Annotated in this window: 11 protein-coding genes; 2 read left to right on the forward strand and 9 right to left on the reverse strand. The window is 29.8% G+C overall.

The features are described from left to right. Positions 1 to 445 (forward strand): transposase (locus EDD61_RS13400; RefSeq protein WP_132225809.1); only part of this gene is annotated, 445 nt, incomplete at its 5' end. Between the two features lie 126 nt (positions 446 to 571). Here the strand turns inward: EDD61_RS13400 and EDD61_RS13995 are convergent. From EDD61_RS13995 to EDD61_RS13425, 6 genes are all read right to left on the reverse strand, one after another. Next, the gene (locus EDD61_RS13995; RefSeq protein ID WP_207901058.1) at positions 572 to 709 is read right to left on the reverse strand and encodes a hypothetical protein; all 138 of its coding nucleotides are present in this window, start codon (positions 707 to 709) and stop codon (positions 572 to 574) included. Positions 710 to 720: 11 nt separating this feature from the next. Further along, positions 721 to 3,267, reverse strand: coding sequence for an AAA domain-containing protein (locus EDD61_RS13405; protein ID WP_207901059.1), 2,547 nt, complete (start codon positions 3,265 to 3,267; stop codon positions 721 to 723). A 422-nt stretch (positions 3,268 to 3,689) separates the two neighbouring features. Continuing rightward, positions 3,690 to 5,549, reverse strand: coding sequence for a DUF2075 domain-containing protein (locus EDD61_RS13410; protein WP_132225811.1), 1,860 nt, complete (start codon positions 5,547 to 5,549; stop codon positions 3,690 to 3,692). A gap of 5 nt (positions 5,550 to 5,554) precedes the next feature. After that, a complete protein-coding gene (locus EDD61_RS13415; RefSeq protein ID WP_132225813.1) occupies positions 5,555 to 5,869 on the reverse strand; it encodes a nucleotide pyrophosphohydrolase in 315 nt (104 codons plus the stop codon). Positions 5,870 to 5,901: 32 nt separating this feature from the next. Next, on the reverse strand, positions 5,902 to 6,327 hold the full coding sequence (locus EDD61_RS13420; RefSeq protein WP_132225815.1) for a very short patch repair endonuclease: 426 nt from the start codon (positions 6,325 to 6,327) through the stop codon (positions 5,902 to 5,904). Then, the gene (locus EDD61_RS13425) at positions 6,327 to 7,847 is read right to left on the reverse strand and encodes a Sau3AI family type II restriction endonuclease (protein WP_132225817.1); all 1,521 of its coding nucleotides are present in this window, start codon (positions 7,845 to 7,847) and stop codon (positions 6,327 to 6,329) included. The genes EDD61_RS13420 and EDD61_RS13425 overlap by 1 nt, the downstream gene beginning before the upstream one ends. Before the next feature lie 350 nt (positions 7,848 to 8,197). Between EDD61_RS13425 and dcm the strand changes: the two genes are divergently transcribed. After that, positions 8,198 to 9,487: a DNA (cytosine-5-)-methyltransferase gene (gene dcm / locus EDD61_RS13430; protein WP_132225819.1), complete on the forward strand. Its 1,290-nt coding sequence runs from the start codon at positions 8,198 to 8,200 to the stop codon at positions 9,485 to 9,487. A gap of 1,013 nt (positions 9,488 to 10,500) precedes the next feature. Here the strand turns inward: dcm and EDD61_RS14270 are convergent. The 3 genes from EDD61_RS14270 to EDD61_RS14275 are packed head-to-tail and all read right to left on the reverse strand — an operon-like array spanning position 10,501 to position 11,887. Then, entirely contained in the window at positions 10,501 to 10,728 is a 228-nt protein-coding gene (locus EDD61_RS14270) for a transposase (protein WP_132225821.1), read from the reverse strand. Further along, positions 10,694 to 11,392 carry a transposase gene (locus EDD61_RS13440; RefSeq protein WP_132225823.1) on the reverse strand — a complete coding sequence of 233 codons (699 nt, stop codon included), beginning with the start codon at positions 11,390 to 11,392 and terminating at the stop codon, positions 10,694 to 10,696. The genes EDD61_RS14270 and EDD61_RS13440 overlap by 35 nt, the downstream gene beginning before the upstream one ends. Before the next feature lie 45 nt (positions 11,393 to 11,437). Then, complete coding sequence (locus EDD61_RS14275) at positions 11,438 to 11,887, reverse strand: DUF6431 domain-containing protein (protein ID WP_390894854.1); 450 nt, start codon at positions 11,885 to 11,887, stop codon at positions 11,438 to 11,440. Positions 11,888 to 11,969: the final 82 nt, after the last annotated feature.

The raw sequence follows: 11,969 nt of genomic DNA on the forward strand, positions 1-11,969 counted from the left end.
TACTCTTGAACGGCAAATAGAAAGCATTGAGAAGGAAATTTTAGCTATCATGGAAGAACTGCATTCTCCTATTGATACTATTCCGGGAATCAGTATGCTTAGTGCTGCGACTATCCTCGGTGAATTTGGTGACTTCTCAAAATTTAGTAATCCTAAACAGCTTTGCGCTTTTTGTGGAGTAGAGCCTGCCATTTACCAATCTGGAACATCGTCTCATAAAGGCAAAATGGTAAAACACGGTTCTTCTCAATTGCGTTATGTCCTTTTTAATGCAGTTCCATATCTAGTTATTCATAACATAACTTTTCGTAAATTTTTTTATAAAAAGCTTCATGAAGGAAAGAATTACCGTGTAGCACAATCACATGTTGTCAAAAAACTATTACGTGTGATTTATCATTTAGAACTTACTGGAGAATCATTCGACCCAACCTTTCTTTACTAGTCAATTTTATCTAATTTTCAAAGATCAATTTTTGTGCTTTTACTAGCACTTGTTTTTGTCATGCTTTTTCAATCTTTTTCAAAAATGCTTGACTTCTTAATAGTTAGCTCCTTTTTCAATTTCTACTTAATTATAAGTTGTAAATAAAAGATCATCAATAAAATGTTTTAATTTTCCTTCTATGTCACTCGCGGTCGTTGGCAATCTTAGTAATGATACATTTGCTTTTTTTAAAATCACATCTTTGACTTTATCTCGTTCCATTTGATCATCTTTCAAATGACTACTCCATCAACCTCGATGACTGCGATTGGCTTTTTACCTATTTTATAATAAACAACAAAATCGCAACTAGCCCCATTTTTCATAAAACTTAACTCACGATTGTTAAAATCACTTTGGGTTTCATTTACCAATTGCCGTAAATACACCTGCTTATGAAGCATCAAAGAATCGTACTTCACATCATCTAATAAATCTTTTAGCAACGCAGAAACAATTTGTTCTGATTTATATCTTGAATCTTTTTTATTCAATTTTTTATTTAATTTTTCTAATGATCTATCGTATTCCGCATAAAGTAAATCAAACGCTGAAATAACTGGACTATCTATAATATCTTCTTTTTTAGAGGAATAATATTCAATATAGCGTATTAATGCTGCTATATATCTATTGTTAGATTTAAAAACATCTTTTCCTGTTACTAGACAAAATTGTTTTTTTGCACGTGATACAGCAACATTAATCAAGGGACCATTGTCAACAAAGTCAATTTGCATTCGACTTTCAGATTTTTTATCAAGCACAGTAGAAAATATGATTTTATCACATTCTCTTCCTTGAAATTTATGAATCGTATCTTTTACAACTTCTGTAGGCAATTCTAATCTGGCTAAATTTACTTGATTATTATACAGTGCTATAAATCCTGTATTATTATCTAAGAACCCCATGGTTTCTTTAACTTTTAAAATCGAATCAATCTCTCGTTGATTTTTATACTGTCGCATATGGTTCCCTTTAGCTGTAATTATTAACTGTATGGAATCTTCCCCTTGATCTTTTGTCATGGGAATTAACTCATTATGATAAAATTGTTTATTACAAAATTGTATAATTTTGGGATGACACCGATAATGTTCTTTCAATAACGTTCTTGGTATTTGATCTTGAAATACTTCACATATAGAATCCAAAAGACTATACTTGCGACAATCATATAATATATTGGAAGCTGTCAAATTTGATTTTGCAGGAATATGTGGAAGCTGTTTTCTATCGCCAACTATCACTACATTTTTTGCACAACCTAGACACAATACACCAGGAACAATATCCTGTTGAGAAGCTTCATCCACAATAACATAATCAAGGATACTACCTTTGGCAATTGAGTTTACTAAAGAATGTGTGCTGCTGCCGATTATTGGGAAATGTCTGATAAAACTTTTAAAATGTTTTTTATAATTCATTACAGTAAACGATGGTTTATCTTTAGGTATATTTTTGAATAGATAGTGTTTTAAATATTTCATAGAGTCTTCCGTTAATCCTTTTAATAAATCATCATATTTGACACTCAGCAATTTTTTATCAATATCACTTTTTTCAATATGAATCTCTAAACTTAATTTTTCATAATATTCTTTTTGTAAGGCATAAATGATTTCTTGACGTATGGAAGGATCATTGAAAGGTTTATTTTTTAAAATATGATAATTAAAGAGCAGACGCATTTTATCTTTAAAGGATAGAAACTTATTTGATAACTGTCTTAGGTAAGTAAAAAGTTCCAACACTTTTTGTGAAGATAATTTATATTTTTCTACTATATGTGTACTAATAACACCACTTGTCTGATACCAATTTTCTAAATATGTTTTTTCAATTTCTATTTCTTTTAATTGACACTCTAATTCTGCACTCCGATTTTTCAATGATAGATATTTTTCAATATCATTTACCTTCTTATTTATTAAATCTAAATTTATATCTGACACAGTACAGTCCTCAATCCAATTTGGGTTACTTTGAAAAAACGTTTCTTTTTTAGATGAAGACCCAAGTTTGGCTATTAGAAAATCTAAATTCACACCTTGTAGTTTTTCATAAACATTTTCAACTGCAGAATTATTATTAGAAACGACAGCACAAGTTTTACCCTTTATCAAAATATTTGCTATGATATTTAATATAGTTTGTGTTTTCCCTGTACCAGGAGGTCCCTCAATTATGCTTACTTGTGATTGAAATGCATATTTCACTGCAGCAAGTTGTGTTTCATTTACACCAAAAGGAAAGATTAAATCATCAACATCTTGAAATGATTCCGCTTTTTGGCTAATATATGCCTGCAAAGCAGTATCCTTAAAGGGCAATAAATTTTGAAATTGTTCTACTATATTATTTGCTATTACATTTGACTTTTCATCGTGTGCATTTTCTACTCTTTCTTTTGCTATATTGACAAAATAATGAAATAGATTACTCTCTTTTAGGTTTGTTGAATTACTTATTATGACATCATTTGCATATAATACATATTGTTTATCTGAATTAGGATACTTAGCTAATATATATTTCTCACCAACCTCATATGCTTCATCGATTATATTTACCATTTTATTAGTTTTATGATAAAGCAAGTTACCTTCAAGCTTAATAGTTGGTATAACGTTCCATTCACGAAATGGTCGTGTATACTTTTTTCCAGATAGAAATATGATGGTAAGCATTAATTCATCTTTTTGATCCGAAAACCATAATTTAAAATCGCTAAATTCTGTATAGCATTGATGATTGAGATAAATTTGTATCATACAATCTTCCCCCTATTGTTTAATTTAATTATAGTACAAATTTATAGTTAAATGTATACCATTGGTATTATTTACATATGCAATTAGTAATTTCATAATTTAAAACACATTATTTAACAAATAAATATAGCTAAACTCTTTAAAACACATTTTCGTAAATTACATTGTCTATGCATAGAAACACATTTCTAAGATTGCTTATTGAAAGCGAGTTGCGTATTGATTATCCTAGATAAAGCTAGTGAATATGTAATAATATGATTGCAATTCTTTCATATTTCGTCAAGTTAGAAATTGTCATCATAAAAGGATTTGTCAAGTAAAGTGTGTTAGTATATCAAATCTACTGCATATTTAAGGTTTACACAAAATCTGAAACACCTTCAAGAATTTGTATGAATCATATTTTAAGTTTGAATTCTTTACATGCTTTTCTTCAATCTTTCCTTCAGATAATTTTTTAAATCTTCATCTACACAATAAATATAACAACCTTTTTGTCCACGTGTTAAAAGCGTTCTATAGGTGTTTTTGATTATTCTGTCAGCAATACACAATGCTTTTTCTTTATCCTTCTTATATAGGCCTTTCAGTCCTTTTATAGACTGATCAGTTTTAGCTCTTTTGGTGAAATCAGTGATAATACCATTTTGATACCTTAAATCTTCACCTATAATAACACCAACATAGTCAAATTCTAAACCCTGACACGTATGAATACAACCAATTTCATTAACTGATTCTGGATCAATAGCCCAAGTAGTAGAAGATCCTAGATTCCATGACATTTCAAAATCTCCTATTTGAATATCATAAACATTTGTTTTGTTTCTACCTTCTTTGATCCAATTCCAACAATATCCAGCCACCATCCTAGACTTATTATTTATTTTGTTCTTTTCAAATATTAGGTTTCTAACTTCATCTGGAGTATCACATATACGTATATCGTAATCATAATCAAATTCATCAGTAGCTTCACAATTAATTTCTAAAACATTATCGATCCATGATAAATAGGAATCACTGCCATTGCATCGAAATTGTGATAACAATGTATCTTCATATATATCAACTTCATATTCATGACACCATTTTTTAATTTCATCTGTACTACCAATATCCTTAGTCGTAACTATTTGATAATCATCAACAAAGAAAATACTAACTTTTGCAGCATTGATAATTTCTTTGATCTGATTTTCTCCTTTTTGAAACATACCCGTTTTCTCATTTAAACGATGCGCTTCATCGACGATCAAGCAATCTAATTCGTCTTTTTCAGACTCTACAAAAGATCCTGAGCCTTTAAACAAATTATCTATATACACTTTCCGATATTTTCCATCAGCTAATTTTTTTCGATATACCTGGCGAGGAGCAGAATTTTTCGTCACATACATTACATTTTTACTTAAATTCAAAATTGCTACCAACATATTGATAGCCAACACAGTTTTCCCCGTTCCTGGCCCTCCATGAATAATATACACCTGTTTTTTATCAGCTTTCTTTTTTACTATTTCAATTGCTCTTTCATACACGATTTTTTGATCATCAATCATCGTGAATTCTTGATTACCCTTTAGCATTGCCGTCAAACTATCTTGTAAAGATTTACTAGGGACAATTCTGCCTTGATCGATATGATACAAAACATCAGGATTTCCCTTTTTTATGTATTTTGCAATGAAAGCGGCTAATCTATCGGTATCGCCACGTGTAAAGATAGGTGCTTTCTCAATATAATGTTCATAACAAGAATTAATTAAATCATCATCTTGCTGTAATCTATAATTATGCAAATAAGCACATGGCTGTAGACGTATCTTGTATCTTCTGACATCTTCATTATAATCTTCTATCATACTTACATATGACCAAGCCTGATAAGAAGGATGTGTTGTTTCTACAAGCTTTCCTTGCAATTTTGTTTTAACAATAGCCTCTTTAGTATCTACTTTTTCTAACTGCTGCCATTGTTTTAATTCTATAATGACGGCACTTTCTCTTGCCTGTTCATTTTCACCACTTATGATAAAATCTACCCTTTTATTTGAATTTGGTATTCGATATTCAATTGCTACATGACTATCATCAGGTATTCGCTTATCTTCCATCACTTTATACATATATTGCATGGAATTCATCCATGACATAAATTCATTACGTGCCGTCCTTTTATGTAGTTTCTTTCTAACCTTTTCTTGAATTTTTTCCTCAATTAAATCCTGTCTTACATCATATAAAAACTGTTTCTTTGTCTCTTGATATACTATCATATTCTTTACAATTCACTATATTTTTTAGAACTGCCTTTAGCTTTTTCAACAGGATATTTCTGACGATTTTTCTCCAATTTTTTTAATATGATGTCTTCTAAATCTACATTTAAACTATCTGCCATGACAATACAGTAATTCATAACGTCCGCTAGCTCATCATAAACTGCTTCTTCATCAAAATCATTATTCCATTGGAAACATTCTAATAATTCGCCAGCTTCTATAGCAATGGACTTTGCTAAATTCTCAGGAGAATGAAATTGTTCCCATTCTCTTTCTTTATTGAATTTTCTGATTTCTTCTATTGCTTTTTCCATATATGAACTCCTTACATATTTCAGATATAACTCTATTTAAAATCCTCAATAAACAACTCAATTTCATCAATACAATATTCAGTATATTTCAAAACATCTTTACTCCAAAAATGTAAAGGTATCCAGCCTATTTGTTTTAACAAAATATCATTTTTTATATCTCTTTGCATATTTTCTTCAATTTTTTCAATCCAATACTCCTTATTATTTATCAATCTTTCCTTACTTTTTTCAAAATCTTTACCGTGCCAAAATTCACCATCTACGAATATCGCTATTTTATATTTTGTTATAGCTATATCTGGAGTTCCAGGTAATTTATCATAATTTAATCTATATCTGTATCCTTTATGCCACAACGCTTTAGCTAATATTGATTCTACTTTACTTTTCTTGTGACTAAGTGCTTTCATTCTTTTTGATATACTTGGTGTAGTTATTAATTCACGATGTTTCATTATTTAGATTTCAATTGTTTCAGCACATAATCACGATTTAACCAGAAGCTTTGTTTCGTCATCCACTCACCATTCGGTAGTTCATCTGCATCTCTTTTAATATTACCTTCTATAAAACCGTCTTTTAATTTATATGCAGCGTGTTGAGCATGCGGTCGAATATGTATGATTTCTGTATCCTTCATACCTGGTAGATTATTTTTAATTTCAATTTTACCATTTTTTTTAAATTCCTTTTTAAATATAATTCCATTTTTGATAATCTTTCTATAATTATCCCATTCTTTATATACTACCTCATTTAAATCTTTATATGGCATATGCCAAAGTTGAGCACCTATTAAAGTATAGGAATCCCCTTGTTTTTTAAAATTAACGAATAAATATTGTGTACTTTCAAAAAAATTAAAAACTTGAGAATTTTCCCAACGCTCCTCTAATAAATCTCTAAATTTGAATGGTGCAAACGACATGTTTTCTTTAATTATACCGTTTTCTTCTATCCTTATGGTCTTAACTACAATATTTGCTTTTTCAAATTCAGCAGCTTGATTACTTTTAATACCAAGCATCCTAAAAGAAAGGTCTTTCCATTGAGCCTTATTATTGTTATATGGCCTATTATACATACAGCATAATTCTTTATCAGTTTTCCCAATATGTCTTTCAATCAAGCCAATTACATAATCAATAAAATTTTCATTAATCTCACTTTTAACAATAGATTCGCATGGAACGCTTTCTTTAAGGATATAGTTTCTTAATACATAATTCATATATGAAATCTTAAAGCAAAAATTTCTTTTTCTAGCTAAAGTATGATCACCATAATATTGGGGTTTTTTACTCTTTTCGGCTGTTGCCCCTTTCGTACAAGCCCCAAGATATAACGTATCTCCTTCACTCAGCTCATCTGCTTTACCTTGCTTAATTTTTTCATTTATTTGTCTATAATCTTCCATTATAATTTTAAGGTCTTCTTTAGGTGGGCTAAAGAAATTAACAAATTTTATGACATAATCTAATCGATCAATTGATTTATCCCTTAAATATTGTATTAATAAAATACATCTTATTTTTTCCCATACATGACTCTTATAAAAGTCATCTTCAACTGGTTCTTTATAAGAAATATTTGTAATTGATAATCTTTCTCCAGCATGATATTCACCTTTTTTATTCATATCTATAGGCATTTGCTTAATTTCAACGCCAATCTTACTCAAATCAGCCTCTTGCTTACCATTTGGTTCATAACCAAAATAATACTTTTCTATAAAGTTTCCCAATTGACCTTTTGACTTACTATTTAATGATAAATTTTTATTACCTTCACCATAAACAGTAGGTGATTCATTAATATTTGTTGAACAATCTATATCATATAGCTTTGCGCCATATTTCTTGATAGGACTTCTTTCATATTCCTCTAATATGTCATTAAATGTCATTCCCTCTAACTTTTTAGCATAGGAATACACACTTTTTATATTAGAATCGTCATAATCAAATAATTGCATATTAATCACCTAACCTCTTTATACATTATAAACTATTTTATGACATTTATAAAATTGTTTTTATTTCTTCCTATATCATAAAATAATTAAATGATTCTAAAAATCATAAAAACTATCTGAAATTTATTTTATAGAAGTAATTCTCTTTGGTTTCTTATTAAAACTTCATCAAAATCTCATAAGAATTTTACAATCATAGGCAAACGTAAAGATCATCCAAAATTTATAATTTTCGATCTTGCTTAAGTAAATTTTTTAATGTATAATACATTAGTCAAGGCTTAGCTATTAGCTTATGATTTTACATTTTAGTTACAACATAATAGACCAAGAAAGGATGGAAACCATTTATGGAGAAATCAGTAATTGAATTATTTGCGGGTGTAGGTGGATTTAGAGTTGGTTTAAATGACGTTCGTGAGTTTGATTCAGAAAATGGTATAGCAATAGAAAACCGAGATTGGAACTTTAGATGGTTCAATCAATGGGAACCATCTACTAAAATACAGGATGCGTATCAATGTTATAAAAAAAGATTTAATATTGAAGAATCTACTAATGAAAATAATCCTAATTATTGGTTAAATAAAGATGTTTCTACTGTTCCTTTAGAGGTTATTCCTAATCATTCTTTACTAGTTGGTGGTTTCCCTTGTCAAGATTATTCTGTTGCCAGATCCCTCTCAGGAGAAAAAGGAATCGAAGGAAAAAAAGGTGTATTATTCTGGGAAATCATAAGAATACTAAAAAGTAAAAATACTCCCTTTGTTTTATTAGAGAATGTTGATCGTTTATTAAAATCACCAGCAAAACAACGTGGTAGAGATTTTGGAATCATGCTAAGGACTTTTCACGATTTAAATTACAACGTAGAATGGCGCGTTATTAATGCAGCCGAATATGGATTTGCTCAACGTAGAAGAAGAGTTTTTATATTTGCATGGAAAAATAACCTAAAATATGCAAATAATATAAATGAGAACAATGAACAGGATGTACTTGGTTTTATCACTCATAAAAGTCTATTTGCAAGAAGCTTCCCTGTGAATTTAGCTGAATTCAAATTAACTCCATTAAACAACAGTTTTAAAAACTACAAAGACACCGTAGAGATGACAGCAACCTATGCGGCTAAATTTAAAAAATCAGGAATCATGTTAAATGGGAAAATCTACACACAAGACTATGAACCATTATACAATGGTGATAAAACTACATTAAGGCAAATCTTAGTAGATGATAACAAATTAGACAATTATAATTTAACAGAAGCTCAAATCAAAAGTATGAAAGCAGCTAAGGGTAAAAAGAAAGTGCTAAGAAATCATCCTACTGGAGGCGAGTACAATTATTCTGAAGGTGCGATGGCATTTCCAGATAATTTGGATTTACCTGGAAGAACTATGTTAACCAGTGAATCAAGCTTAAATAGAAGCACACATGTCATTGAAGACCCACATAGCCATAAACTTCGTTTTATTACAGAAGTTGAAGCTGAAAGAATGCAGGGATTTCCGGATAATTGGACAGATACTGAAATGAGTGCAAGAAGAAGATATTTTATGATGGGAAATGCATTAGTTACAAACATTATTAATACTTTAGAAAATGAATTATCAAAGATAATAATTAATGAATAACATACGTGAAAAGTGTAATAATATAGGATTTTCTAAATCTTTAGGAGAAAAATCAGGAATCTAATTTATATGAAAAACAGAGAATCTGTCTGTTACTTTTATAATATTTCATGGTTGTGCTCTCTACTAAAAGGAGGCGACATATGGATTATTCTTATATTTTAAGATTACCTGATGATAGCTCTATTAGCATTGATAAAGTTGGAGGTGTTGCCAACGCTAAATAATATTTATATTTCATGACCACTTACACCTACTTATTACCTTAACTGTTTATGCAAAATGCATACAAATGTATCTATAAGAGAAATAACAAGCGTATAGTTTTACAGGATATTATCTATATTGTTAACTAGCAGAAATGATACGCACTAACTGTAAAACTTAGTTAACGAGTCTTATCCTTTCTTCAAGCTAGAAGCTGAATACTTTTGTTTACAAGAAACCATTTCGCAATAAGAAATATGCTCAAACCTATAGAAGAAACACACGGTTATAGTGGCCAAAAAACATGACAACGCAAAAATAAAAAGCAATTAGTATATCTATATTAAATAGAGGGTATCCAAAATCTTCAGGGGTCTGAATTTTAGAGGTCAGTTTAGGGGTCTTCAATTTTCTGTTGTTTTCTTCGTCCTTCCTAAAGCTGCTCCTTAATCTTTTATAAAACTCCCAAAAAATTTGGTAGTCCTTTTAAAGTTGTTTAATGTAAACATTTAAAAAACTTCATATAGTTAGAACATGTTAATCTATCTATTGACTTTTATATAAATGACTTTCTTAAGAAGACAACATTAATGTTTTCACATAGTATTCTTACATATGAAATGAAGTCGTATGACGCATTTTATCTCTTAACAACATAAAATTATTTATTTTATAGGTAATCTGAAATAATATGGGGTATACAAAACATGGGGTATAAAAAACCATGGTGGAAAAAGTCCCCCATAAACTGTAAAGAATGAAGAAGTGCTAGAAAACCAGAGGGAATAAGAGCACTTCTTTTTACATTACATTTTGAAATAAATATCATCATTAAGAGAATACATCACTCTAGCTTTGAATCGATTCCAATTGGTATATCCATTACTGCTATGTTTCAATAATTTGATAGATTTATTTCTATTTTCAATCAAAGCATTGTTCATCTTCCTATCAATGGAAGGGATTTTTAGAAATGAATGAATGATCTCCTGTCTCCATTCACAAATTAGAAAACTCCTGTAATTGAGGAACATTTGATGATCTGCACAGAATAATGATATCCTCTAATTCTTTCTTAGCATTCTTATATTCTGTATTACGATAAAACAAATGAACGATATCTTTGTTCTCTATGGCCTCTTTTAATTTAGGAACGATATCTATTAACATATGATCATTCAGGTTTAGATATCGGTTTAAATAACGATTCAATTTCTTCTTTTCATTAGGATCCGATATTTTTGAATCATTTGAGAATAAGATCCAATCAAATTTTTTGAGAAGATAATAATTATCCATCGCAAGTCTTAGCTTTGCTTGATCCTGTGGAAATAGTAACGTTTTTTCTTTTTGTAGTTTTTGACGTTCCTTGATTAAATCATCTCTTACTTTCTTATTCTTATTCATGACATCTGTCCTCACTCTTTTCACTCTTCTTGAGAGTTCTTGAAGGACATGAAATTTATCCACGATACATACGCAGTTAGGAAACATCACTTTTGAGATATCTCTGTAAGTCTTCCACATATCGAAAGAAACATATTTTACATTCTTTCGTTCTTTTAAAGGTATTTTATAGAAATAGTCAGAAAGATAACGTTTCCGTCTGTAAGGAAGGACATCTACAATCTTTTTGTCTGTATAGTCAGAAATATGTAAAGAAGGTAGACTGATGGTATCATCAAGCATGAAAATCATCGACTTTCAAAACCATCCATAGAGGAAAATAGAAAAACATAAAGGTCATCTCGCTTTCTTTGTAATCACGATGATATGATAGCGAAAAAAGCAAGAAGAAACATCAAACGTTATGTGGAGAATAAAATAAGATAGGAAAAAATCTACAATTAAGCGAACAGATAAGATCATAATCGTAAAATCGAGAAAAGAATATTTGATTTCGAGAAAAGAACGATGTGGGGAAGAAACGATATAAGGGTCTAGATCAAAAAGCACAGAGATGATAGTATCATGAGGGAGCAAAGAATAAGGGATTAAGTCTTGGATAAGAATGTCATGAATCTTACCGCAATGTTTACAAATGACTCTGGAAATGATGATATGGAGTTCACGATCAAGGCTATCGATCTTACGGGAATAGGAAGCATGAAAAGCCCAATCGTTATGAGAACAGGAAGAAAAGGAAATAGAATGAAAATCAACAGAATCGATAATTTTATGAGAGTGTAAAATAAACTGTGTAAGTTAAGAGCGTACGACTTAACGATACACAGTTTTTATATGCTTATGATACAATAAAAGAAAGTAGAGGAAA

It is taken from the genome of Longicatena caecimuris, from assembly GCF_004341945.1.
In the GTDB taxonomy this organism is placed as follows: Bacteria; Bacillota_I; Bacilli_A; order Erysipelotrichales; family Erysipelotrichaceae; genus Longicatena; species Longicatena caecimuris.

Excerpts from the sequence above, each read along its gene's own strand:
- EDD61_RS13410 (WP_132225811.1), bottom strand. The coding sequence starts at position 5,549 with ATGATAGTATATCAAGAGACAAAGAAACAGTTTTTATATGATGTAAGA.
- EDD61_RS13995 (WP_207901058.1), bottom strand. The coding sequence starts at position 709 with ATGGAACGAGATAAAGTCAAAGATGTGATTTTAAAAAAAGCAAATGTA.
- EDD61_RS13415 (WP_132225813.1), bottom strand. The coding sequence starts at position 5,869 with ATGGAAAAAGCAATAGAAGAAATCAGAAAATTCAATAAAGAAAGAGAA.
- dcm (WP_132225819.1), top strand. The coding sequence starts at position 8,198 with ATGGAGAAATCAGTAATTGAATTATTTGCGGGTGTAGGTGGATTTAGA.
- EDD61_RS13440 (WP_132225823.1), bottom strand. The coding sequence starts at position 11,392 with ATGATTTTCATGCTTGATGATACCATCAGTCTACCTTCTTTACATATT.
- EDD61_RS13405 (WP_207901059.1), bottom strand. The coding sequence starts at position 3,267 with ATGATACAAATTTATCTCAATCATCAATGCTATACAGAATTTAGCGAT.
- EDD61_RS13420 (WP_132225815.1), bottom strand. The coding sequence starts at position 6,327 with ATGAAACATCGTGAATTAATAACTACACCAAGTATATCAAAAAGAATG.
- EDD61_RS13425 (WP_132225817.1), bottom strand. The coding sequence starts at position 7,847 with ATGCAATTATTTGATTATGACGATTCTAATATAAAAAGTGTGTATTCC.
- EDD61_RS14270 (WP_132225821.1), bottom strand. The coding sequence starts at position 10,728 with ATGTTCCTCAATTACAGGAGTTTTCTAATTTGTGAATGGAGACAGGAG.